This window comes from Stutzerimonas stutzeri (assembly GCF_024448985.1).
Lineage (GTDB): Bacteria > Pseudomonadota > Gammaproteobacteria > Pseudomonadales > Pseudomonadaceae > Stutzerimonas > Stutzerimonas stutzeri_AP.
The window spans coordinates 86,226-111,246 of the sequence record NZ_JAMOII010000010.1 but is presented as its reverse complement, the minus strand read 5'-3'; the positions used below and the strand labels follow the sequence as shown (position 1 = coordinate 111,246).

The 25,021-nt window shown below is 57.6% G+C and carries 21 protein-coding genes; 13 read left to right on the top strand and 8 right to left on the bottom strand.

The features are described 5' to 3' along the window. Positions 1-12: 12 nt before the first annotated feature. Genes tssI through NA647_RS12910 form a run of 4 tightly spaced genes read left to right on the top strand, consistent with a single transcriptional unit; the run spans position 13 to position 5,867 of the window. Positions 13-2,091, top strand: a complete 2,079-nt coding sequence (gene tssI, locus NA647_RS12925; RefSeq protein WP_256058033.1) for a type VI secretion system tip protein TssI/VgrG — start codon at positions 13-15, stop codon at positions 2,089-2,091. A gap of 8 nt (positions 2,092-2,099) precedes the next feature. Beyond that, positions 2,100-2,579: a hypothetical protein gene (locus NA647_RS12920; RefSeq protein ID WP_256058032.1), complete on the top strand. Its 480-nt coding sequence runs from the start codon at positions 2,100-2,102 to the stop codon at positions 2,577-2,579. Positions 2,580-2,617: 38 nt separating this feature from the next. Beyond that, positions 2,618-5,455 carry a hypothetical protein gene (locus NA647_RS12915; RefSeq protein ID WP_256058031.1) on the top strand — a complete coding sequence of 946 codons (2,838 nt, stop codon included), beginning with the start codon at positions 2,618-2,620 and terminating at the stop codon, positions 5,453-5,455. Between the two features lie 10 nt (positions 5,456-5,465). Then, positions 5,466-5,867 carry a lysozyme inhibitor LprI family protein gene (locus NA647_RS12910; protein WP_256058030.1) on the top strand — a complete coding sequence of 134 codons (402 nt, stop codon included), beginning with the start codon at positions 5,466-5,468 and terminating at the stop codon, positions 5,865-5,867. Positions 5,868-6,505: 638 nt separating this feature from the next. Here NA647_RS12910 and thiO read toward each other — a convergent pair. Then, on the bottom strand, positions 6,506-7,597 hold the full coding sequence (gene thiO / locus NA647_RS12905) for a glycine oxidase ThiO (RefSeq protein WP_256058029.1): 1,092 nt from the start codon (positions 7,595-7,597) through the stop codon (positions 6,506-6,508). A gap of 95 nt (positions 7,598-7,692) precedes the next feature. Here thiO and NA647_RS19705 point away from each other — a divergent pair, with 95 nt between their 5' ends. From NA647_RS19705 to NA647_RS12870, 8 genes are all read left to right on the top strand, one after another. Then, complete coding sequence (locus tag NA647_RS19705) at positions 7,693-8,214, top strand: GspH/FimT family pseudopilin (RefSeq protein WP_423836472.1); 522 nt, start codon at positions 7,693-7,695, stop codon at positions 8,212-8,214. A gap of 138 nt (positions 8,215-8,352) precedes the next feature. Next, the gene (locus NA647_RS19700) at positions 8,353-8,832 is read left to right on the top strand and encodes a GspH/FimT family pseudopilin (protein ID WP_423836474.1); all 480 of its coding nucleotides are present in this window, start codon (positions 8,353-8,355) and stop codon (positions 8,830-8,832) included. Positions 8,833-8,848: 16 nt separating this feature from the next. Continuing rightward, positions 8,849-9,484, top strand: coding sequence for a type IV pilus modification protein PilV (gene pilV / locus NA647_RS12895; protein WP_256058027.1), 636 nt, complete (start codon positions 8,849-8,851; stop codon positions 9,482-9,484). Further along, a complete protein-coding gene (locus NA647_RS12890; protein ID WP_256058026.1) occupies positions 9,481-10,308 on the top strand; it encodes a PilW family protein in 828 nt (275 codons plus the stop codon). Before pilV ends, NA647_RS12890 begins: the two co-directional genes overlap by 4 nt. A gap of 1 nt (position 10,309) precedes the next feature. Beyond that, positions 10,310-10,852 (top strand): pilus assembly PilX family protein, encoded by a 543-nt coding sequence (locus NA647_RS12885; protein ID WP_256058025.1) that lies wholly within the window; start codon positions 10,310-10,312, stop codon positions 10,850-10,852. Between the two features lie 8 nt (positions 10,853-10,860). Beyond that, the gene (locus NA647_RS12880) at positions 10,861-11,187 is read left to right on the top strand and encodes a hypothetical protein (protein WP_256058024.1); all 327 of its coding nucleotides are present in this window, start codon (positions 10,861-10,863) and stop codon (positions 11,185-11,187) included. Positions 11,188-11,199: 12 nt separating this feature from the next. Then, on the top strand, positions 11,200-15,633 hold the full coding sequence (locus tag NA647_RS12875) for a PilC/PilY family type IV pilus protein (protein ID WP_256058023.1): 4,434 nt from the start codon (positions 11,200-11,202) through the stop codon (positions 15,631-15,633). Beyond that, positions 15,633-16,085: a type IV pilin protein gene (locus NA647_RS12870; RefSeq protein ID WP_256058022.1), complete on the top strand. Its 453-nt coding sequence runs from the start codon at positions 15,633-15,635 to the stop codon at positions 16,083-16,085. The genes NA647_RS12875 and NA647_RS12870 overlap by 1 nt, the downstream gene beginning before the upstream one ends. 47 nt (positions 16,086-16,132) lie before the next feature. On the opposite strand, the gene ispH is transcribed toward NA647_RS12870, so the two are convergent. The 6 genes from ispH to murJ form a co-directional block, all read right to left on the bottom strand. Next, positions 16,133-17,077 carry a 4-hydroxy-3-methylbut-2-enyl diphosphate reductase gene (gene ispH, locus NA647_RS12865; protein WP_256058021.1) on the bottom strand — a complete coding sequence of 315 codons (945 nt, stop codon included), beginning with the start codon at positions 17,075-17,077 and terminating at the stop codon, positions 16,133-16,135. A 152-nt stretch (positions 17,078-17,229) separates the two neighbouring features. Further along, positions 17,230-17,667, bottom strand: a complete 438-nt coding sequence (gene fkpB, locus NA647_RS12860) for an FKBP-type peptidyl-prolyl cis-trans isomerase (RefSeq protein ID WP_256058019.1) — start codon at positions 17,665-17,667, stop codon at positions 17,230-17,232. Continuing rightward, entirely contained in the window at positions 17,660-18,163 is a 504-nt protein-coding gene (lspA, locus tag NA647_RS12855; protein WP_256058017.1) for a signal peptidase II, read from the bottom strand. The genes fkpB and lspA overlap by 8 nt, the downstream gene beginning before the upstream one ends. Before the next feature lie 165 nt (positions 18,164-18,328). Then, complete coding sequence (ileS, locus tag NA647_RS12850; RefSeq protein ID WP_256058016.1) at positions 18,329-21,160, bottom strand: isoleucine--tRNA ligase; 2,832 nt, start codon at positions 21,158-21,160, stop codon at positions 18,329-18,331. Between the two features lies 1 nt (position 21,161). After that, positions 21,162-22,112 carry a bifunctional riboflavin kinase/FAD synthetase gene (gene ribF, locus NA647_RS12845; RefSeq protein ID WP_256058015.1) on the bottom strand — a complete coding sequence of 317 codons (951 nt, stop codon included), beginning with the start codon at positions 22,110-22,112 and terminating at the stop codon, positions 21,162-21,164. 84 nt (positions 22,113-22,196) lie between these two features. Further along, positions 22,197-23,744, bottom strand: coding sequence for a murein biosynthesis integral membrane protein MurJ (gene murJ / locus NA647_RS12840; protein ID WP_256058014.1), 1,548 nt, complete (start codon positions 23,742-23,744; stop codon positions 22,197-22,199). Between the two features lie 215 nt (positions 23,745-23,959). On the opposite strand from murJ, the gene rpsT reads away from it, so the two are divergent. Then, on the top strand, positions 23,960-24,238 hold the full coding sequence (gene rpsT, locus NA647_RS12835; RefSeq protein ID WP_014854146.1) for a 30S ribosomal protein S20: 279 nt from the start codon (positions 23,960-23,962) through the stop codon (positions 24,236-24,238). 319 nt (positions 24,239-24,557) lie between these two features. On the opposite strand, the gene NA647_RS12830 is transcribed toward rpsT, so the two are convergent. Next, a complete protein-coding gene (locus tag NA647_RS12830) occupies positions 24,558-25,019 on the bottom strand; it encodes a CreA family protein (protein WP_256058013.1) in 462 nt (153 codons plus the stop codon). Positions 25,020-25,021: the final 2 nt, after the last annotated feature.

The following is a 25,021-nucleotide window of genomic DNA, read 5'->3' as shown; positions in this document are numbered from 1 at the left end:
CAAGGAAGCGCGATGTTCAACGCGGCTAATGACACCCATTTCAGTATCACCATCGAAGGCATCGAGCACGATCTGAAAGTGCTCGCGTTCACCGGTCGCGAGGCCATCAGCCAACCCTATCGCTTCGACCTGGAGCTGGTCAGTGAGCACCCTGAACTGGACTTGCAAAGCTTCCTTCACAAGCCGGCTTTTCTCGCTCTCTCGCCATCGGGCAACGGCATCCATGGACTGATCCACCGCGTCGCCCAGGGCGAATCCGGCAAGCGCCTGACCCGCTACCGGCTGGCCATCGTCCCGCAACTCGCCTATCTGGCCCGCCGCACCGATCAGCGTATCTTCCAGCATCTGACTGTGCCGCAGATTGTCGCCCAGGTGCTCGAAGGTCACGGCATCCAGGCCAACGCCTATCGCTTTCAGCTCGGTCCGACGGTCTATCCCGAGCGCGACTATTGCACGCAGTACGACGAAACCGACCTGCACTTCATCCAGCGCCTGTGCGAGGAAGAAGGCATTCACTTCCACTTCGAACATACCTCAGACGGGCACCTCCTGGTGTTCGGCGATGACCAGACCAGCTTTCCCAGACTCGGCCAACCCACGGCCTATCTTCAGAACAGCGGCCTGGTCGCCGACGAACCAGTGATCAAAGGCTTCTCCGTACGCCTACAAACCCGCACCAACCGCGTCAGCCGGCGCGACTATGATTTCGAACAACCGCGCCTGTTGATGGAAGCCGCTCATAAAGGCCTCTCTGGACAACCGAAAGCGATGCAGCCGGACCTGGAAGACTACGACTATCCCGGCCGCTTCACCGATCGCACGCGCGGCAAGCATCTGTCCCAGCGCGCCTTGGAGCGCCACCGCGCCGATTACCGCTTGGCCGAAGGCAACAGCGACCAGCACAAGCTGGTCAGCGGTCATCTGCTGGAAATCTCCGACCACCCGCGCCAGGAATGGAACGATCTCTGGCTGGTCACCGAGGTGATCCACGAAGGCAAGCAGCCACAGGTGCTGGAAGAGTCGATCACTAGTTCCACCCTCCGGGGTGAGGGTTGGGGTGAGGGGCTGGATCAAGCAGACAACGCATTTACCCAGGGCTACCGCAACCACTTTACCGCCACTCCCTGGATCGTCCCTTATCGCCCGGCATTGCATCACCCCAAACCAAGGGTTCTCGGAAGTCAGACCGCCGTCGTCACGGGCCCCACCGGCGAAGAAATCCACTGCGACGAACACGGTCGCGTAAAGGTCCAGTTTCACTGGGATCGCATCGGTACCGCCGACGACAAGACCAGCTGCTGGCTGCGCGTGTCCAGCAGCTGGGCGGGTGATCGTTACGGCGGCATCGCCATCCCGCGCGTCGGCATGGAAGTGTTGATTACCTTTCTCGAAGGCGACCCCGATCAGCCTCTCGTCAGTGGTTGCCTCTACCACGCAGAACACCAGGTGCCCTATGACCTGCCGGCGAACAAGACTCGCACAGTATTCAAGACCCTGACTTCACCGGGCGGCGGCGGTTACAACGAGCTGCGCATCGAGGACCACAAGGGCGCCGAGCAGATCTACATGCATGCTCAGCGCAACTGGGACCAGAACATCGAGCACGATCAGAAGATCCGCGTCGGGCACGAACGCCACGACACCGTCGAGGCCAACAGCTACAGCGAGTTCAAAGCCGAAGAACACTTGACCGTCGCCGACGACCGCAAGGTGGAAGTCAGCCCGGACGATCACTTGAGCGTGGGCCAAACCCAGCACATCGAACTCGGCACCGCCCAACTGACCAAGGCCGGCCGCGAAATTCACCTCAAGGCTGGCCAGAAGATGGTCATCGAAGCCGGCATCGAACTGACCCTCACTGCCGGCGGCAGCTTCATCAAGCTCGATCCAGGCGGCATCACAGTCAGCGGCCCCATAACCAAGATCAATGCAGGCGGAGCGCCGGGCAAGGGTTCGGGAGTCGGCGTCAAGCTGCCGGTGCTGCCGGGCACAGCGGACAAGGACAAGGCGGGAAATCAGCTGGAGCAGGCGCTAGCTGGTCTGATCAACCCCAAAAAGAAAGTCAAAAGAACCATGAGTTTTTCAGGCTGAGTCGAACCATGAACGTCATGACAAAGAAGCAAGCAACCATGGGCCGTCACCTCGTCGGCCAGGCATTCTTATTCATCCTGTCCTGTGGCTATCTGACTGGCTGCGCGGCCGCCGAACTTGAGCCCATCACCTACCAGGAAGCCGTCACCCAATATCAGGAAGGCGGCGGCATCGAGAATTATCGCTGCGCACTGGTGCCGGCCGATGAGCAGTACCAGCCCTTGGATGACGCCCAGCCGATCGCCGTTGAACTCGATGAAGTGCTCTTCGTCAAGATCGCCGGCACCGTCCATGAACTGCAACAGACCGACATCGACGCGACCCGTACGGCCTACGCCTACGAGGGGATGAGCGCCACGCTCACCACGGTCAGCCAGTTCAATCATTCGGAGTACAACGAGTCGGATGACCGCCACGTCGACCTCACCTTCGAATCAGCCGGCAAGACGGACACCTACAAGACCTTCGGAGCGGCCTGCGGCCTCTGAGCGTTGAATACGATTACAACCTTTTCACAGGACAAGTCATGACAGGGCGTCGCTTCAAAATCGTTGAAAGTGTTGGCAGCCGCATCGAAGACGTAAACCGCTACGAGGACCTGGCCAAGCACCACCCCTCAGCCGGCCGTGAACCCAACCGGGACTACGAAACCATCAGTGGCGAGCTCGAGGAGGTGCGCCATGTCGGCGGTCGCAGGCTCATCAAGAAGGATTTCGTGCTGCTGGTGGACGGCAGCAACCGCTCCATCCCGGTCCCCAGTCCGCTGGCAGGCTATGCCAAGACCAGCCGCGCCTACGGAACACTGAAGATTTATGACGCCCCCACCAACGGCCAACTGATCGGCCAGATCCTTCACCTCCACCCCACCTTCAAGGTCAACGACGGGGACGCCATCACCTACGGCCAGCACATCGGCCTCCAGGCCGGCACGGACCGGGCGGGTGTACAGAGCTATGCCATCCACGTTCACGCAGAACTCGAGGAAGGTGATTTCAAGCGATACATAGCGGACATGGTGAGCGGCGCCCTGAACCCGGACGATGCAAAGCCAGACGTTGCCAAAAGCGGTAAAAGCGCTGCCAAGGGTGACTGGTGCTATCCGTACACGCCGTCTGCGGGTCACTCGCTTCAGCACCTGACCGCCCTGAGCAAGGCCAAGGCCGGGTTCTACCCCATCGGTGGAAACGGCCTGTGGCATGGCGGCATTCACCTGGACAAGGGCACCTCCGAAACCTTCGACCAGAGCCGTATCAACTGCATGACCCACGGCGAAGTGGTCGCTTACCGGATTGATGAGGAATACCCCGTCAGCACTTATGCAGGCAGACCACCGTTTCAGATACGGGCACCGTTTTCTACCGGTTTCGTCCTGGTCAGGCATACGCTCCAGGCCAAGGCACCTGCCACCGCTGACGAGTCGAAACCCAAGCCGCCCGCGTTGACGATCTACAGCCTGTACATGCACCTCAAGTGCTGGAAAGACTACCGCCAGGACGAAAAACTGGAGCGCCCGGCGTTCTGGGGATCCGGTGTCTATACCGTCAACACCCGCAGCAGCGAGCTCAACGTACGCGCCGATGCTCACAGCGATGCTTCGATCGTGGGCAAACTGAGCAAAGGCGCCCAGATCCGCGCCTCGGGTGAAGGGGCGTTCCTCAAGCTCGAGCAGGTAATCAGTGGCAACAATGAACCGGCGTTGACACCCGGGGACGACGGGAGCCTTCCCGGCTATGTTTCCTCGTCCTTCCTGACGGCTCAATCGCAACCCAAGACCATGGGCACCGTGGTGCTGCTGGATCCGCCCCTGCCGATCAAGGCGGGCGACCTGATCGGGCATGTAGGGAAGTACCAGAACCAGAGCGACGGCTCGCCCCAGGACTTGCTGCACCTAGAGGTCTTCAGCTGCGAAGACGTGCCGACGTTCATCAGCGAAAGCCGTACCTGGGCGCTGAACTTGCCGGAGGAGGAAAAGACCCTGCTCAAGGTCCACGCCGGCGCCAGCAAACTGATCCCCCATTGTGATGACATCAAGGCCGGAAATCCGCCGAAACTGACCGACAACGGAGCCGAGATAGGCGTTGACCTGATCCTGTCTCAGAGCCTGCTGGATGCGTTACCCACCGAGGCCAAGATCAATATCCCCGCCAGCAACACGGCAACCGGCTGCTCGCCCGGAACCAACTGGTGGCGCCTCGATGGCCTGCTGGCCGACAAGGATGGCCAACCCATCAACGGCTGGCTGGCAGAGCAGGAGCTCATCACCACCCGTCACAGCCCGTGGGAATGGGAAGGCTTCTATTTTCTTGAGGATACCGATAGCCCCAGCGCTGGACTGGCCTACTACCTCAACGCGGCTCGCCGCTTGTCCGACGATGAAAAGGCCAGCTACCAGGGCGCGATCGACCAGTCCGACAATGGCCCTGTGCGTAGCCGTCTCTACGACATCATCGATACCAACCGCGACGGTAAGATGACCTCGGAAGAGATCCAGGCGGCTCTGGAAAAGCCCTGGCATGCTCAATCCATCTCCCAGCTCGTCACGCGGCATGAAAGCGAGTGGTTCTGGGATGCGTCGCGCTGGGACGAGCTCGACGAGCTGATGGGCCACAGTCCCGATGATCCCAATCAGGATTGGGTCGAAGAGAAGAACCGCATCAAGGCCCTGAGCTGGTGGGGCGATGTCGCCGGAAAGCATGGAATGGGTGCGGATGGAAAAGCATGGCACCTGCAACCGCTAGCGCTTATCGGAGCATTCAGTACAGCGGCCAAGGCTGACCCGATTATCAAAGAAGGGCAAATAACATTCGACGCTGAAGGAAATAACATTCCCACCTCACCATTCTTCAGCCGTGTCATTCACTGGCCAGGAAATGACCTTTCAGGGGTTACGTTGGGGCGTGGCTATGACATGGGGTCCAGAAGCGAATCAGAAATTTATAACCATATGAAAAATGCCGGAATCGAGCACGATCAGGCAACCAAGATTGCCCTGGCGTACGGAAAAAAAGGCTCAACTGCGCAGCAATTTGTAAGAGACAACAAAGCAGGTATTGGCAGAATTACCATCGAGCAGGAAGTTATTCTCTTCAATACGATCTACCCAGACTACGTAGAACGTGCTGTTAAAAATTACAATCATTGGACCGCGAACGAGCCTGATAGAACAGAATGGAGCGCCCTTAAACAGGTGATCAGGGATGTGCTGGTAGACTTTGTATATCAAGGCTTCACCAAGGGACCAAATCCAATGAGAGCCGGGATGAGGAATGATAAGGAGGAACTGATACGCTACATAGAAAACACGCCTGCTATCAGCCAATACGAACCAGGTCGAAATAGGGCTAGCTACCTCAGGAATGATTAGAGCGTCCGACATGAAAAAAATAAGTCCATTTGTGCTGCTACTTCTTACCTCTCCGGCATTTAGCGATACTGCTGTAAATCCATGTGAGAGAATTGACGCGTCGCAGCAGATAGCACAATGCGCAGAATATAAAAAAGACCAATCGGATAAGCGCCTCAATGTATCGTACAAAACAACCCTGGATCGAATCAGGCATCAATACGAAAAAACGCCCTCGTTGGCGGATCAATACATTTCTCTGTTGAGAAGGGCGCAGCGAGAGTGGATAAAACTACGAGACGCCGACTGCAAGCTTGAAGCTTTTGAAATAGAAGAAACCGCAGAAGCGTATCAGGTAACGATTGATAATTGCACTTCTAGAATGAGTGACGATAGGGCAAGTTACTTGAAGCGCATCGCTCCTGATATATGAGTACCGCGACGTAGCCGTACCGTATGGAAAATCAGACGTCAACGAAACATACTCACTGATGCCACATGACGCCGACAGGCAAGAAATTAATGCTCTAGCACCGGCCGTATTAGCAACCCAGACTTTGGCAAAGGGCGGATTGTCAGCACATACCGGGACGCTGCTCGCTGGCAAGAGACACTATATTACTCGACAAGCATGCACGATTCTTATCCATGCGAGAAAAGCGTGACCACAGATAAGACAATCCAAAAATTAGTTTCTTGCAATGGGAAAAATGCGCCCCATCTAATAACTTACAGCCAAAGCGGCCAGCACTTAGAAGCACAATCATAACGAAAAAGCCTGGCTCCTTAACAGGACAGATGATGGAATTTGTCGCGACATCTTGTACGGGGCGTACAAAGTAGAGCTAGCAGACTTCTTCCGAGACCATCAAGACTCTACTACAAAGTAGTTCTATACAGAAAAAAACACAACCACGGGATGAATTAACGCTTCTACGTTAGATATCAAACAAAACAGTGCCAGCTTGATTCGCAATGAAACTATATAAAAGCAGACTTATTTATCAGGATGCTTTTATATGAGCCAGGATTGCTATCACCAGAGCGCTACTAGCACCGCCATTTACAAAATCAGAACCGACCGGCAGGTGCATACGGCTCTGGGTTGATCGCAGGGGTGCGCTCAAGCATCAGATCCGTTAGCAACTGGCACGAAGCTGGCGCCAGCACCAAACCGTTGCGGAAATGCCCGCAGTTGAGCCAAAGCCCGTCATGTCCCGGCACCGGCCCGATGTAGGGAATGCCTTCAGGGGAGGCGGGACGCAACCCTGCCCAGTGTTTGATTACTTCGGCATCAGCCAAGGCGGGAAGTAGGTCGATTGCCGTCGCTCTAAGACTTTCGAGGGCATCGCCGGTGGGCGTCTTGTCAAAACCGACGTCCTCAAGAGTACTGCCAACCAGGATATGTCCATCACGACGAGGGATAGCATAGCGCCGCTTGGCCAAGACAATACTCGGCAGAAAATCGTCGGCGCACTTGAACAGGATCATCTGTCCTTTCATCGGCTTGACCGGTAACTCCAGCCCCAGCGTGGCGAGCAAATCACCACTCCATGCCCCTGTCGCGACAACAACCCGATCAGCGCGCATTTCACCGTGCGCCGTCTCGACTCCTAGAATTCGCTCGCCATCACGAATGAAACGAGTAACCGGACAATGCTCGACCACCTGCACGTTCGGCAATCTGGCAAGCGCCACTCGCAAAGCGTCCAAGAGACGCGGGTTGCGCACGTTGGCAACGCTCGGCATGAATACCGCGCGTGAGAATCCCGTTCCCAAGGACGGAACGGAAGCGCGAACCTGATCCATCGATACTCGATGCAACGGGCGCCCCTGGCGCTCGGCCCAGTTGAGCGCCTCCTCTTCGTCATCCAGATCCAGCCAGTAAAGCCCGGTCTCGTACACTTCCGGATCGATTCCGGTTTGCTCGAAGAGACTCTCGCCAAGCTGCGGATAAAAATCCTGCGACCAATGAGCCAGAGCTGTGATCGCAGGGCTGTATCGCCATGGATAAAGCGGAGAAACGATACCGCCACCGGCCCAGGAGGCTTCGGCACCCACAGCACCGGACTCCAGTACCGTCACGGATTGTCCTTCCATAGCCAATAAATACGATGAGAGCAGCCCTATAACGCCGCCGCCCACGGTAATGGTTTCAGTCAAAGCGACACGCTCCTCAAATAAGCCTAGCCAAAAAAACAAAAGCCCGTTAACCGGCTAACATCGGCCCAGTTAAGGACAACCACAAAGGACTCAGGATGAGGCCCACCCGCGCGCAAGGCGTAAGCCTGCTTGAATTGCTTTGCACTTTGGCCGTGATCGCGATCCTGCTAAGCATTGCCGTACCCGCTATCTCAACGTTCAAGCAGGAGCACCAAGTACGCAGCGTACAGACTGACTTGCTAAAGATGACCTATCTGGCCCGCTATCTCGCAATGACACGCCAGGCAAAGGTCACACTCTGTCCGCTTACGGAACTCGGCGCCTGCAATCAGCAATGGACGCAAAGCTTGAGCAGCTTCATCGATGGCAATGGTAACCGTCGCCTTGATCAGGGAGAGGAAATTGTCGGGACGCTGTACGTCCCTGACCAAATTACCCTGCGCTGGCGAGGCATGCTGCCAGCGAACTCAATACATTTCAGCACCCAAGGGGTTACGTTTGTGAGCAATGGCACCATGAGCATCTGTCCACAGAATAAAAGCGTCAAAGCTGGTGCAATGGTTATCAACCGGCAGGGGCGTGTGCAGCTCAACAACAATTCGGCACGCTGCCAATAGTGAACAACCATTCGTTCCGATAAACGAGCCGGGCATCTTTCCTTGCTTGAAGCGCAGCGGATCGCTGGCAATGATGCGTGACGAATAATCAAGGGCTCCAAATTGAAGCAGAACTCCGGCTTTACCCTGATCGAGTTGATGATAACTTTGGCAGTGCTCGCGGTCGTGCTCGGCATAGCGATGCCGGCCATTAGCGATTTTGCTATCAAGCAGCGCGTCAGCTCGCAAGCGAATGAAATGATGCTCTCGCTGGCCTTTGCCAGAAGCGAGGCTGTGAAGCGCAATGAGGATATCCGGGTCATCCCACGCACTGGTACCGCCAATGGCTGGAGTGACGGCTGGTGCGTAGGCCCTGCCAGTATTGGCAACAACTGCAACCACGCTGACGTGATACGCGTCTTCAGCGCGGCCAATGGCGCACGCATAACGAGCTTCAATACTGCAAACCCACCAAGATTCGTATTCAGACGAGACGGCACACGCGAAGGCAACGTTGATGCCGAGCTGAAAGTCACCTCCCCCATGCTCGACGCCACCAGTGAAAGCGCACGCTGCATCAGATTGAGCCCGCTCGGTCGTGCAGAAAGCGAAAAGGCAGTGCGCGATGGCGCCTGCTGACAGACAAGGAATGTATATGAGCCCATCACCATGCAAGCAGCACGGTGCCTCACTGATCGAGGTCATGATCGCGCTGCTGATTTTCACCGTCGGCCTGCTGGGCCTGGCCGCCATGCAGCTCAACGCATTGCAGAGCACGAGCGACAGCGGCCAGCGCTCGCAGGCCGCCTGGCTCATGAATGACCTTGCCGAACGCATGCGTGCCAACCCCGGCGGAACACTGGACAACTACCGTGTGGCCCCCGAATGCGACGAACTGCCCGCCACCGTCTGCGCGGATTACTACAACCCTGCGACCAACGCCAAGGTGAACGCCGCAAACTGCAGTAGCGCCCAAATGGCCGCGTTCGACCGCTGGGAAGCGCAATGCAGCTATGCCGCCCTCGCCAACCTCAACCCCAATGGCAACAGCCGTTTCAATAGCCGGGATTTTCTGATCGCCCCCGAGGGTGACGCCCTCGGCCTGAATGGCAACGGCGAACTGAGCATCAATTGGTTCAGCAAGGCGGCTAGCAACAAGCCTTCGTTCTACCAGGAACCCGAAGAGGACGATGAAGACGGCGAAGAGGATGAGGAGGACGAAGGCGAGGAATCTACAACCCCCGCTGCCAACCCATCCGAGCAGAACGCAACCGTGAGGATTGTCCGATGAATTCCAGCAAGGCCCAGGCGGGCCTCTCCATCGTTGAACTGCTGGTGGCCCTAGTGATCAGCATGCTGCTGATGACCGGCGTCGTTCAGGTCTTTCTTGCTTCGAAACAAACCTACGCCAGCAACGAAGCGGCATCACGGCTTCAAGAAAATGGGCGCTTTGCCCTGGAGTTCATTTCACAGAGCGCGCGACATGCGGGCTATGTCGAGGCGGCAAACAATACCCTTGAGTCACTCCCCAGGCCCGTCCTAGCCCCAAATGATGACGATTGCGCCGGAACGCTTTGCAGCAGACAGGGAACAGAAGACAATCCGGACGCCTCGGACAGTGTCGCTTTCAGTTTCCAGCCCCGGCTGTTGGATGGAGCCAGGCGAGACTGCTTGGGCAAGACGAGTGGTAATGGAACCACCATTGACAATACTGACGTAATCATTAGCCACTTTTATATAGTTTATGAAGGAACAGGAAACGCATCTTTAGGTTGTGCGTCAACAATCACTCCCAAGAATGAAAGCGACAATAACGTATTAGTTGAAGGCATCGACGCCCTTCAGATTCAATACGGCATCGGCGCCACCGGCAGCGTCACCCGGTACGTATCGGCTGATCGCGTGGATGACTGGAATAACGTACTGGCCATTCGTATCGCTGTGCTGGCCAACTCTATTAAGCCGGTTAATCCACCTCCCCCACCGGGCCGCCAATATGTTCTGCTAGACGCCCCACCTTTAAACTTCGACAACGATCCCGACGAAGACAACCGCCGCAAGGCACGCCAAGTTTTTACTACCACCATAAAACTCCGCAATACGGGGGAGCCATAACATGAATCTAGCCCTTTGCTCTCGTCAGGCCGGAGCCACTCTGATTGTCGCCTTGGTATTCTTGGTCGTGCTCACCATCGCTGGTATCACTGCCATGCAATTTTCCACGCTCGAGGAGCGTATGGCTGGCAACTCACAATCTCGCAATGAAGTATTTCAAACAGCTCAAAACACAATCCAAGTAAACCTGACAGCTCTCAACTCCGAAACAGCCGGTCGAGCGCAATTGCAAGAAGCCATGAATGCTGGGCGCTATAACGATGGAAGCGGGAGTTACCCCATCACACTGACGCTTGCTCAGCTCGCACAGCTTGGCCTACCCCCAACCACTGGTAGAGCTGTAGTTGCCCCTGAACTTCCGGACCAGGGGAGCGCCGTCATTCGCAAAACCCACAACCCCACACTCTGTGATTATGACGTGGACAATGCTTCGGGGCAGATCATCGAGTGCTCGAAGTTCGAGATCCAGGTTCGTTCCGAACTACCCAACGGCGCCTACTCCGATCAATCACAAGGCATTGTTTTTGAAAACGTTAGAGGCTAGGTGACGCCATGAACAAGTTATTTGCAATCCTCGCCCTGACGGCAAGTGCCGCTTTCCCCGCTATCGGCCATGGCGCAGAAGATCCCAACAGTTACTCACCGCTGGAAATGACCACCGTCACCATTCGCATGACGGGCGGCCACCCCTACGGTCAGCTCTATCCCTGCCCCGGAGGCTGTGCGTTGCGCCTGCTGCCCTTCACTCCAGATGCTCGAATTTATCTTCAAGGCAAAGAGAAGTCGGCCCGTGAGTTGCAGGACGGGCAGGAATTGGTCGGCACGGTATTTCTCACTAGCCAGCCAATCGATGCCATCGACCAGATAGTTGCTAAGTAAAAGGACTTGCACATGAACCTTCGTCAATTCGGCCTCTTGCTGGGCAGCTTCTGCTATATCGGACTTGCACTGCAAACAGCGCTGGCCGACGACACTGAAATCTATGTCAGCCGCAAACTGTCGGAAGACCAACAGATACGTCCCAATCTGATGTTCGTAATAGATAACTCAGGATCCATGGATGCGGGCGTCCCCGGGACAGAATGCACCGCAGCAGAAAGAAATATCCGTAACAGGTGCGAACCTGTTCGCACCGGTCGCACCTGCGTACAACAAAGCTGGTTTGGGTGCTCTAGGTATGAAGACACTTACGAATATCGAAAAACACGCCTCCAAGTAGTGAAAGACGTTACAGGCTCGCTTATAGATGAATTGAGACTGAGCGATGACGTCAATGTCGGCCTTATGCACTTTGATGCTAATCGTGATCGAATAGCGGATCGGCAATACAATATGCAAGGTGGCATGGTTGCCATTCCTGTAGCGCGGGTCAGCACCAATGGCGAAAACTTTAAGGCCGAAATAAACAAACTATATGCCGGTGCCAACACGCCACTTTCCGAAGCTTACTACGAAGCTGCTCTGTATATGAAAGGGCAGCAACCAAAGTTTGGCAATGAAACACAAGCCGCTTATGAGCGTACAACTTCACCGTTTTATACCATTACCGAAAAGCCTAGCGTTGCAGCCAGTAAAAGTGGAAATCGCTATAAAAGCCCCATCGAATATTCCTGCCAGAAAAGCAACATTATTCTGCTCACCGATGGTGAGCCGACCATGGACAATGCTGCAAACAATGATATTCGAGCGCTAATCAATGCTACCGGAGCAGCAAACACTCAATACACTACCGCCACTTGCCGTTCCCCTGGCAATAGCGCAAGTAACTACAGCGGCGAGTGTATGCCCCACCTCGCCGAGCATCTGGCCAACCAAGACGTCAGCAGCAGCCAGCCCGGCAAGCAGACTGTAAATACCTATACCATCGGTTTCGCTACCAATCAGACGCTGCTGCAAAATACCGCTAATGCAGGTAATGGTCGCTACTTCACCACAGACAACACCTCCGGTCTGGTCGATGCTCTCAAATCGATCCTCGTCGAGATTCTTGCCGAGAACACCACCTTCGCCACCCCCAGCGTGGCGGTGAGCGCCTATAACAACCTGGGCTATCGCAACGACCTTTATTATGCCCTGTTTCGTCCGGCTGAGGGCGCACGCTGGGTAGGTAACGTCAAGCGCTACCGTGCGGAAACCACCACGGACGCCAATGGCAACAACATCACCCAGATTGTGGACAAAAACGGTCAGCCTGCCATCGACGAATCCACAGGCTTCTTCAGGGACAACTCGTCCAGCTACTGGTCAACCGCCGCCGATGGCCGCGACGTAGAAAAAGGCGGGGTCGCCGGCACGCTCAGCAACCCAGGCACACGAAAAATCTATACTTGGACAGCAGTTGATCGCAGCCCCAGCGCCAGTACGAGTGGCGTCGCCCTGTCGAGCCAGTTGAGCACCGATAACAATGCCCTCACTCAGGTGCTACTCGGCGTCAGCAGCAATGACGCCAGAACCAAAGCCATCCAGTGGGGCCGCGGCCAGAATCCTGACAACCCAAGCCAGGCCCGCCTGCAACTGGCGGACGTGCTGCACAACGAGCCTCGTCTGGTGGCCTACAAGACCGATGAAGACCTGCAGCGGGCCGGCACCACAGCCTCACCTGAGCAGCTCTATATGTTCTTCGGCACCAACGAGGGCTTTATCCATGCGGTGGACCCCAAAGATGGAGCGGAAAAGTTCGCCTTCATTCCAAAGGAACTGCTACCCAACCTGAACGCCTACTACCAAGATCCCAAGGGCTCGGAGCAGAAGCGCTACGGTATGGATGGCCAGTTCAACCTCTGGGTTGAGTACGGCAATTTGGACGCCAACGCCAAGACCCGCAGCATCAGCAAAAGCTACCTCTACGCCGGCATGCGCCGGGGCGGCAAGAACTACTACGCGCTCGATGTGACAAATATCGACCAGCCAAAGCTCAAATGGGTGATCAAGGGCGGCGCAACACCCGGCTTCGAAAAACTGGGACAAACCTGGTCCACGCCCAAGCTGGCCAACATCAAGCTCAACGGCACTCAAACCAAGGTACTGGTATTCACTGGCGGCTATGACCCGCAGCAGGATAACGACAGCCCCAACACACCCCTTGCCGGCGATGCCCAGGGCAATGCGCTGTATATCGTCAATGCCGATACCGGCCAGTTGATCTGGCGAGCCGGGCACAGCTCGGAAACGGGTGCTAACCTGAAGCTAGCCGAGCTGACTCACAGCATGCCGGCCGATCCGGTGATCATCGATGCCAATGGCGACGGCCTGGCGGACATCATTTACGCCGTTGATGCCCGCGCTCAGGTATTCCGTTTCGACATTGATAACGCCAACACCTCAGCCAGCGCACTTGCAACCGGCGGGCGCATCGCCGAGTTAGGTGGAGATACGCCCCTTGACAACCGCCGCTTCTTCAGCATGCCAGACGTAGCTATGGTCAGGGAGCGTGGCGGCAAAAGCTACTTTGCCATCGCCATCGGCTCCGGCTACCGCGCCCATCCGCTCAACGAAGACACCATCGACCGTTTCTATGTCCTGCAGGACGGACCTTTGTTCGGCAAGCCGAAAGATGCTCAGGGTAACGTCTCCTACACCACTCTCACCGAAGATGACCTGCTGGACGTTTCCAGCGTGGACCTCTCTGATGCTGAAGCCGAAGGGATTCAGGAACAAATCGCCGAAGCGGAAGCCGCAATCGCCGCGCTGAACCAGGCTGTGACCGCCACACGCGATGCCCTCAATGGTTACAAGGATTCATCGGGCTTCACCGCAAAATACAACGCCATGCTACAGGCCAACAGCCTCGCCAATGCCCTGCAGGCGGATATCGATGCGATCCTGGCCGCGGATCCCTTCCTAACCGTCCATGCTGCCGAAAGCAGCGAGCAGAGCAAGCTGCAAAAGGGGCTGCTGGAAAGCCAGAATGCGCTGAAGGCGATGCAGGATCTGGTCGCCGATGCCGAAGCCGAGTGGCAAGAAAAGAATGAGGCATACGACACCGCGCAAGCTACTCGTGATGCAGCCCAAGCAGTATTCTTGGCAGACGAAACACCTCAGAATCAGCAAGCCCTCACGGAGGCTGAAACTGCCTACACGCTTGCTGCAACGGCCAAAGCCGACGCAGAAAGCAACTACACGACAGTTACCAACCAAAGCCGCGACCTAGCTGAAAGCTACAGCAGCCTGATCAACCTTCAAACGGCACAGGACTCGCTGTACCAGGCAATCCTGGATCAGGAACAAGCGCTCCTGACTGCCAAGGCTGACTCGGCAGATGACGAAAAAATCACCAACCTGCAAAACGGGCTGGATGGGCTGAGTCAAAATTATTACGACAATGAGTACGCCATTGCTGAGCGCGCCCGGCTCAATGCTGATAACGGCTCGGGAAGTCCAGCCTTGCTGGGCGCGCTGACGCAGCTCAGGAGCAACATTGCGGGGCGAGATATCACGGCGATCAGCAACGCCTTGGCATCATTGCAGGCCCTGATCCCTCCACTTTCCGGCCCGGCGCTGGATGAAGCCGAGTTGATCGCACGTTACGAAGCAGCAAAGAACACCGAGCTGGCAAACAAAGCCCACAACCTCAAAGGTAACGTCGCAACCGTCACAGACTGGGAAGCGCAACGCCAGTTGCGAGCCGGCGAAGCTTCAACGGCTCAGGCTCAAGCCAACGCTATTGCTGCTATCCCCTACGAAGCCTCCTCGGGCCTGCTGAACGCCGAGCAACTGGCAGCAGCCAAGGTGCTCTACGGCAACGACCTGACGATATTCGAAGCCTACCAGTTCCTGCTTGACCAGGCGCTGCTGGCCGCGCTGGATAACGAGGACGGCATACCGGCACTGCGTAAGGACATCAACCAGCTCTATGGCCAGCTGGTTCCTGGCAATAGCTACATGCCTAATCAGACGCTTCTGGCAGAAAGTCAGGGCTGGTATATGCGCCTGCCCAAGGGTGAGAAGGTGCTGTCGTCCCCGCTGATCTTCCGTGGCGCGCTGTTCTTCACCACCTTCAGCCCGCGCGGCGAAACCATCACCACCTGCGGACCCGACGTCGGGCGCGGGCGCTCCTATGCACTGAACCTTCGCGACGCCAGCGCGATACTGGCCGTGAATGATGCGCCCATCCGCAGCTATGCCCTGCTCCGCTCTGGCATTCCGCCCGCTCCAACTGCGCTATTCAGCGATGACGGCCCACCACGTGTCATCGTAGGCACCGAGGTGCTGAACGACCAACCCAAGGGCGATGGCAATGACGATGAGCCGGAGTGCATCGGCGGCGTCGGCTTCTGCGATAAGGACAGAAGCCCAGTCAGCAAAACCTACTGGAGAGAAAACTGATGCGGCAGCAAAATGGATTTACGCTGATCGAACTGATGATTGTAGTGGCGGTGATCGGCATTCTTGCCGCCATCGTCTACCCGAACTACCAGCAGTATCAACTCAAGGCAGGTCGCTCCGATGGCCATGCGAAGCTGACGCAGGTGATGCAGGCGCAGGAGCGTTTCTATTCACAGAACCAGACTTACACCGCTAACCTGGGAACAAGTGCCGCCAATAACCGCGGTCTGGACCTCCCTGTCGCAGCCAATGCGCCGATGCCCAGCGACGAAGGTCGCTACAACATCACAGCCGAGGCATGCGCCGCCGGCACACCGCTGGCACGCTGCGTCCGCTTGGTCGCCACTGCCATCAACCAGCAGGTGGCCGACGGCCAATGCGGCAACCTCATCCTCACCAGCCGGGGCGAAAAACTCATAACCGGCACCGGGACACGCGAGAGCTGCTGGTAAAAACGGAGAAGGCCGGCAATCGCCGGCCTTCTCTATTAACCTGTTCTCTAAACCTGCCTGACCCTCAACTCCTTCGGCATCGAAAACGTTACATTCTCCGGCCGCCCTTCCAGCTCATCCATCCCTTTCGCGCCCCACTCACGTAACTGGTCGATCACACCACGCACCAGCACTTCAGGTGCCGAGGCGCCGGCGGTGATTCCGATGCGGGCGTCTTCGGCGAACCATTCGCGCTTGAGGTCTTCGGCACCATCGATCAAATAAGCCGGCGTATCCATGCGCTCGGCCAGTTCGCGTAGGCGGTTGGAATTGGAGCTGTTGGGGCTGCCGACCACCAGTACCACATCGCACTCGCCGGCCAGTTGCTTGACCGCGTCCTGGCGGTTCTGGGTGGCGTAGCAGATGTCGTCCTTGCGGGGGCCACCGATGCTGGGAAAGCGCGTGCGCAACGCGTCGATTACTCGGCTGGTGTCGTCCATGGATAGCGTGGTCTGCGTCACGAAGGCCAATGACTCGGGGTTGCGTACCTGTAGCTGGGCGACGTCTTCCTCGTCCTCGACCAGGTAGATCGAGCCGCCATTCGCGGTGTCGTACTGACCCATGGTGCCTTCGACTTCCGGATGGCCTTCGTGGCCGATGAGGATGCACTCTCGCCCCTCGCGACTGTATTTGGTCACTTCCAAGTGAACCTTGGTCACCAACGGGCAGGTCGCGTCGAAAACCTTCAGGCCGCGCTTGTCAGCCTCCATTTTCACCGCCTGGGAAACGCCGTGCGCGCTAAAGATGACGATGAAATCATCTGGCACCTGATCGAGCTCGTCGACGAAAATCGCGCCTCGCTCGCGTAGGTCCTCCACCACGAACTTGTTGTGCACCACTTCATGGCGGACATAGATCGGCGGCCCGAATACTTCCAGGGCACGGTTGACGATCTCGATGGCACGGTCGACACCGGCACAGAAACCACGCGGATTGGCGAGTTTGATTTGCATATGAATTCTCGGCACGCGAAGCAGGTGATTATTAGGTGTAACGCATGGCAGCTATGAAGCGAAGCGGATATCAGCAAAACCGGTAGTGTTGATGGGCTAACGTTGGTTCGCCAGCAAACTGCCCCTACAGCAGACTACTTCGGAAGCTCCACTCAGACCGGCTTGACCTCGAATATCTCCACCTCGAACGTCAACGCCTTGCCAGCCAGCGGATGGTTGAAATCCACGGTCACCTGACGCTCATCGAAGGCTTTGACGATACCTGGCAACTCTGTTTTGGCGGCATCGTTGAAAATCACTAGCAGGCCTTCGGACAGCTCCATGCCTTCGAACTGGCTGCGCGGCATGGTCTGCACATTTTGTTGATTGTGCTGACCGAAGCCTTGCTCTGGTGCGATCTGGAAGGTGCGTTTATCACCGGCTTTGAGCCCGAACAACTGCTGTTCGAACCCCGGCAACAAACTTCCATCACCGACCTTGAAGGTCGCCGGCTGCTTGTCAAAAGTCGTATCGACCTGCTCGCCATTTTCCAGACTCAGCGCGAAATGCAGGGTGACCTGCATATCCTGCGCGATGCGTTGTTCAGTCATTTACCGCTTCTCCCGTTTTACTACTACGGAACATGTCCAGCGCCAGCATCACTGCGCCGATGGTGATGGCGCTGTCGGCAATATTGAATGCCGGGAAATACCAGCGGTTCTGCCAATGCACCAGGATGAAGTCGACGACATGGCCCAGTACGACACGGTCATAAAGGTTACCGAGCGCGCCCCCTAGCACCAGCGCCAAGGCAACCGCGAGCCAGGTCTCGTTCGGCTTCAAGCGCTTCATCCAGACCACCAGCACGGCGCTGACGCCGATGGCGATCGCCGCGAATAACCAACGCTGCCAGCCGGAATGATCGGCTAGAAAGCTGAATGCCGCACCAGTGTTATAGGCCAGCGTCCAGGCGAAGTAATTGGGGATCACATCGACCTTCTGGTACAGGCTGAAGTTGGCTTCGAAATAATGCTTGGTCGCCTGATCCAGCGCGATGATTAGCACACTTAGCCAAAGCCAAGAGAGCTTACCGAAACGGGCACTCATGCAATCAGCCTCACGTTCACCAAAAGGCTTTCACCGCCAACGCGCAACTCTGACAAGTGCCTCAGAATGGGATGGGCGCCGCCCCGCTGCGATTTTTCGAGAATCGAGCTACAGCGACGGTGGGCTGAAGCCCACCCTACCCGTACCATGAGCATCGAGCCGCAATCACGCATAGTGGCGAACCTCGCCAGCGCCTTCGATATTTTCAACACAGCGGCCGCAGATCTCTGGATGCGCCGCGTGACCGCCGACGTCGGGCAGGTGGTGCCAGCAGCGGCCGCACTTGGCATAGTCAGTTTTGCTGACCTGCAGCTTGAGACCTGACAGCTCGCTCTGGACGGCTTCGGCAGGTGCGTTGGCTAGAGGCGCTATCTTCACCGCCGAGGTGATCAGCACGAAGCGCAGCTCGTTGCCCAGCTTGGCCAGATCCGCCACCAGGGCGTCTTCGGCGTAGAGCACTACTTCGGCCTGTAGGTTGCCGCCGATGGTCTTGGCCGCGCGCTGGGTTTCCAGTTCCTTGTTCACCGCAGCCTTGACTGCCATGACCTTGTCCCAGAACTCACGGCCAAGTTCGACATCGTCGGGCAGTTCGGCTAAGCCTTCATACCATGTATTGAGCATCACCGATTCGTTACGCTCGCCCGGCAGGTACTGCCAGATCTCATCGGCGGTGAACGATAGGATCGGCGCGATCCAGCGCACCAGTGCCTCGGCGATGTGATACAGCGCGGTCTGGCAGGAGCGCCGCGGCAGGCTGTCAGCGCCAGTGGTGTACTGACGGTCCTTGATGATGTCGAGATAGAAACCGCCCAGCTCCTGTACGCAGAAGTTGTGCACTTTCTGGTAGACGTTCCAGAACTTGTAGGTGCCGTAGGCTTCTTCGATTTCCCGCTGCAACAACAGGGCGCGATCGACAGCCCAACGGTCAAGCGCGATCATCTGATCGACCGGCACCTGATGCTGCGCCGGGTCGAAACCGTCGAGATTGGAAAGCAGGAAGCGCGCGGTGTTGCGAATGCGGCGATAGGAGTCCGCGCTGCGCTGCAGAATGACCTTGGAAACCGCCATTTCACCGGAATAATCGGTGGACGCGACCCACAGGCGCAGGATATCGGCGCCCAGGCTGTCGGTAACTTCCTGCGGCGCAACCACGTTGCCCAGCGACTTGGACATCTTGCGGCCGTTTTCATCGACCACGAAGCCGTGCGTCAGCAGCCCCTTGTAAGGCGCGTGGCCGTCGATGGCCGAACCGGTCAGCAGCGACGAGTGGAACCAGCCACGGTGCTGATCGGAGCCTTCCAGATACAGGTCGGCTCGTGGGCCGTTGTCATGCCCCATCGGGTGCGAGCCGCGCATCACGTGCCAATGCGTAGTGCCGGAATCGAACCAGACGTCCAGGGTGTCGCTGATCTTCTCGTATTGCGCTGCTTCTTCGCCAAGCAGCTCGGCCGCATCCAGCTTCGACCAAGCTTCGATTCCGCCCTGCTCCACGCGTTGCGCTACAGCTTCCATCAACTCGACGGTACGCGGATGCAATTCGCCGCTTTCCTTATGCAGGAAGAACGGGATCGGCACGCCCCAGATACGTTGACGGGAAATGCACCAATCCGGGCGCCCAGCGATCATGCCGTGCAGCCGCGCCTGGCCCCAGGCAGGGACGAATTCGGTCTGCTCAATGGCATCCAGCGCCCGGCGACGCAAGGAACTGCCGTCGTGAGCAACCTTGTCCATACCGACGAACCATTGCGCAGTGGCGCGGTAAATCAGCGGTGTCTTGTGGCGCCAGCAGTGCATGTAGCTGTGCTGGATGGATTCATGCTTGAGCAGCGCACCGACTTCAGCCAGCTTCTCGACGATCGCCGGGTTGGCCTTCCAGATGAACTGGCCGCCAAAGAACGGCAGATCCGGTACGTAGACGCCATGGCTCTGCACCGGACTGAGGATGTCGTCGTTCTCCATGCCGTAGTGCTTGCAGGAGCGGAAGTCGTCTTCACCGTAAGCGGGGGCCGAATGGACGATGCCGGTACCGGCGCCGGTTTCCACGTAGTCTGCCAGATAGACCGGTGCGAAGCGCTCATAGAAAGGATGACGGAAACGGATGAGCTCCAGCGCCTTGCCTTCGCAACGGGCAACAATCTCACCGCTCAGGCCATAACGCTGCAGGCTGGATTCGACAAGTTCTTCGGCCAGCACAAGCAGGCGCTCGCCGATATCGACCAAGGCATAGACGAAGTCGGGATGCACGTTGAGCGCCTGGTTGGCCGGAATGGTCCAGGGCGTGGTGGTCCAGATGACGATACTGGCCGGTTTGGCCAACGCCGCGACGCCGAAAGCCGCTGCCAGCTTGTCCGCGTCCTCGACCTGAAAAGCCACATCGATAGCATCGGACTTCTTATCTTGGTACTCGACTTCTGCCTCGGCCAATGCCGAGCCGCAGTCGAAACACCAATTCACCGGCTTCAGACCCTTGAAGACGAAACCACCTTCGACCATCTTCGCCAGCGCGCGGATTTCACCGGCCTCGTTGGCGAAATCCATGGTGCGATACGGATTGTCCCACTCACCGAGCACGCCAAGGCGGATGAAGTCAGCCTTCTGTCCCTCGATCTGCTCAGCGGCATAGGCGCGGCAGCGCTCTCGGGTCAGGTCGGCTGGCTGGTTCTTGCCATAGGTGATCTCGACCTTGTGCTCGATCGGCAGGCCATGACAGTCCCAGCCCGGCACATAGGGGGCATCGAAACCCGCTAGGGTCTTGGAGCGGACGATGAAATCTTTGATGACCTTGTTCACCGCATGGCCGATGTGAATGCTGCCGTTGGCGTACGGCGGGCCGTCATGCAGGACGAACTTCGGGCGACCCTCGCCGATCTGCCGCAGCTTCCCGTAGAGGTCAATGCTGTCCCAGCGCTGCAGGGTCTCCGGCTCGCGCTGTGGCAGACCGGCCTTCATCGGAAATGCCGTGGACGGCAGATTGAGGGTCGCTTTGTAATCGGTCATTTCAGTCCTGACTCGTGGTAAAGGGTGAAGCTCGCCAGTATTCGCGAGCCGCGGCGATATCGGCTTCGATCGCCGTCTTGAGCGCCTCCAGCGAGGCAAAGCGCTGCTCGTCACGCAGCTTGCGGTGAAAGGTCACGCGCAGCAGGCGACCATAGAGGTCGCCCTGGTAATTGAGCAAATGCACTTCGAGATGCGGCTTACCGTCACTTTCGACCGATGGACGCATGCCAATGTTAGCCACCGCCGGCTGCTGTATGCCGTCGACTTCCGTGCTCACCACAAACACGCCGCTAAGCGGCGTGCTCTTGCGCTTGAGCTGAATATTGGCCGTCGGCGCGCCAAGCTGACGTCCTAGTGCCTGCCCATGCATGACCCGCCCGGCAAGACTGAACGGACGACCGAGCAGGCGCTCGGCCAGAGCCAGATCGCCATCGGCCAACACTTGGCGCAGCCGCGTGCTGCTGACACGTTCGCCCTCCGCCTCGATGGTGGTGGCCGCCTCGACACTGAAGCCTTCGGCAGCGCCCGCTTTCAATAGAAAATTGAAATCCCCGGCACGATCACAGCCGAAGCGGAAATCATCACCGACTTCGAGATGCTGAACGCCAAGCCCTTCGACCAACGTCGCGTGGACGAACTCAGCGGCGCTCATCTCGCGCAAACGACGATTGAACGCTAGGCATAACACCCGATCGACGCCCTGTTCAGCGAGCAACTGCAGCTTTTCCCGCAGCCGGGTCAAGCGTGCGGGCGCCTTGTCTGGCGAGAAGTACTCACGCGGCTGGGGTTCGAAAATCACCACGCAGCTGGGCAGGCCGAACTCGGCAGCACGCTCGCGCAGGCGGGCCAGAATGGCCTGATGCCCCCGGTGAACGCCGTCGAAATTGCCGATGGTGGCGACGCAACCCCGATGCCCGGGGCGCAGGTTATGAAGACCTCGAACCAGCTGCATACCGCACTTCTTGCTTGAAAAGTCGTCGATTATACGCATGAGGCGCCAGCCGCGGACAGGCTTGCCGTGAGCATGGCCGGCCAATCAGTGACGAAGATGACGCGGTCGCAAACCGAGCACTAGCAGCCCTGCAACGAACGCCCCGATCCCAGCCACCACCAGCAGCCCCAGCTGCAACGCGCGCTGTTGCCACCCCCAGACGAACCATTCGACCGACGGCGCGTTGAGCCACCAGATCGTCGCCACCATGGCGGCACAACCGCCCGCCAATCGCAGAATAAACACGCTCCAGCCCGGCGCAACTCGAAACACGCCGATTTTGTACAAGCCCCAAAACAGCAGTCCGGCGTTGAGCATTGATGACAGCGAGGTCGCCAGCGCCAACCCGACATGCTTGAGCGGCCAGATCAGGATCAGGTTCATCACCATATTGGCGACCATGCAGATGATCGCGACCCGCACCGGCGTCTTCAAATCCTGGCGAGCGAAGAAGCCGGGCGCGAGCACCTTGATCAGCATGAATGCCAGCACCCCAAGTGAGTAAGCCTCGAGCGCACGGGCCGACTGCACCACAGCCTCCTCGCTCATCGCGCCATAGAAGAACAGACTGGCTATCAATGGTTCGGCCAGAATACCTAGCGCGAGCGCCGCCGGGATTCCCACCAACAACACCATTCGCAGGGCCCAGTTGAGTGTGTCGGAAAAGGCCTTGGGGTCTTCGCCGGCGTGCTGACGCGACAGACTCGGAAGAATGACCGTGCCGATGGCAATGCCGAATGCGCCGAGCGGCAACTCCGAAAGCCGATCCGCGTAATAAAGCCACGACACGCTGCCGGTCTGCAGAAACGAGGCAAGCACCGTGTCGAGCAGTAAATTGATCTGACTGACCGACACGCCGAACAGCGCCGGGACCATCAACAGCATGATCCGTCGTACGCCCTCGTCACCGAACTTCACCCGAGGCCGCGGCAACAGTCCCAACTTAGCGACATAAGGAAGCTGGAAGGCCAGTTGAGCAAATCCAGCAATGAATACGCCCCAGGCCAGCGCCATGATGGGTTGATCGAAATAAGGCGTAAGAAACACTGCCGAAGCGATCATGCAGACGTTGAGCAGCACCGGGGTGAAACCCGGCACAGCGAAGCGTCCATAGCTGTTGAGCACGCCGGACGTGAAGGCCGTCAGGGAAATCAACAGCAAGTAGGGAAAGGTGATGCGCAGTAACTCGCCGGCCAACTGCATTTTTGCCGGCTCATCATGAAATCCGGGTGCAAAGAGCATCACTACATAAGGCGAGGCCAACACCCCGATGGCTGTGATGCCAGTCAGGATCAAGCCAAGCATGCCGGCCGTACGATCAACCAGCAGCTTGACTTCTAACAGCGTCCGTTTGGTTCGGTATTCCGACAGCACGGGCACGAACGCTTGGGCGAAAGCGCCTTCGGCAAACAGACGCCGCAGAAAGTTGGGAATCTTGAAGGCGATGAAAAATGCATCCGCCGCAGCACCGGACCCGAAGTAGCTGGCCACGACCATATCGCGTACCATGCCCAGCACCCTGGACAGCAGCGTCATCACGCTGACTACCGCGCTAGAACGCAGTAATCCGCTTTTGCCGGACGTATCGGACATTTGTTTTCCCAGAGGTTGCGACAGAGGTTCCGGCCAGCATTGGCCACCGGAATCGACGGGCAATTACGACAGATAAAGAGGCCGCGAGTTTAGCGGCAGCCCTTCTGTCCGGCCAGCGTCATCAATCTTCAGTCATGCTTGACAAGTCCGCGCCGCATCGGCATGATTCGCGGCCTTATTTGCTTTGTAATCCCACGTTTTCGAGGAGTTCGACGGTGGCCAACAGCCCTTCCGCCAAAAAACGCGCAATTCAGGCTGAGAAGCGTCGCAGCCACAACGCCAGCCTGCGCTCCATGGTCCGCACCTACATCAAGAATGTGGTCAAGGCCATTGACGCAAAAGATCTGGAAAAAGCTCGTACTGCTTACACCGCAGCCGTGCCTGTAATCGACCGCATGGCCGACAAGGGCATCATCCACAAGAACAAAGCCGCTCGTCACAAGAGCCGCCTGAACGGCCACATCAAGGCCCTCGGCGAAGCTGCTGCAGCCTAAACTGCAGGTTCTTGAAAAAAACCGGCCTAGCGCCGGTTTTTTTGTGCCTGCTTTTTGAGCAAGCCACACAGCGAAGGCTCGTATAGCGCCTTGCACTGCAGGCAGCGCCTCTGGCCTTCATTTGCCATGGGCCGCACTTGCAAGGCCACGCGGTATGGCTTTTGTTTTCTGTGGAAGGACCGACCCGGCGCTAGCTTTTGGGCTTTATGGCTGGCTGTCACCTGCATTCGCCGCGCAGCACGCCGCCTACAAAAGACGCGGCGCGATCATTAGATTGTTATGAAGTACCGACCTCGGCGCGAAGCTTGAGTCTACGCAGCTATGGATTGCGCACCCAAGGGAGTATAGGAATGGCCGTTACGGCATTCTGCGGGCTGCCTTCGATCACCCGGTCGCTGTAAACCAGATAGACCAACGTGTTACGCGCCTCATCGAAGAAGCGCACCACCTGCATGGTCTTGAACACCAGCGAGGTCCGCTCCTTGAACACGACCTCGCCATCTTCAAGCTCATCACTCATGCGAATCGGCCCAACCTGGCGACAGGCAATCGACGCCTCGGCGCGATCTTCAGCAAGGCCGAGCCCACCCTTGATGCCACCGGTCTTCGCTCTCGACAGATAGCAGGTAACGCCCTCGACCTTAGGGTCATCGAACGCCTCCACAACGATCTTGTGATTCGGCCCGAGCCATTTGAACACAGTGTCGACTTCGCCTACCTCGCGCGCCATGCCGACTGCAGGACAAGCCAGCAGCACCATCAAAGCCTTTGCCAATCGCATCG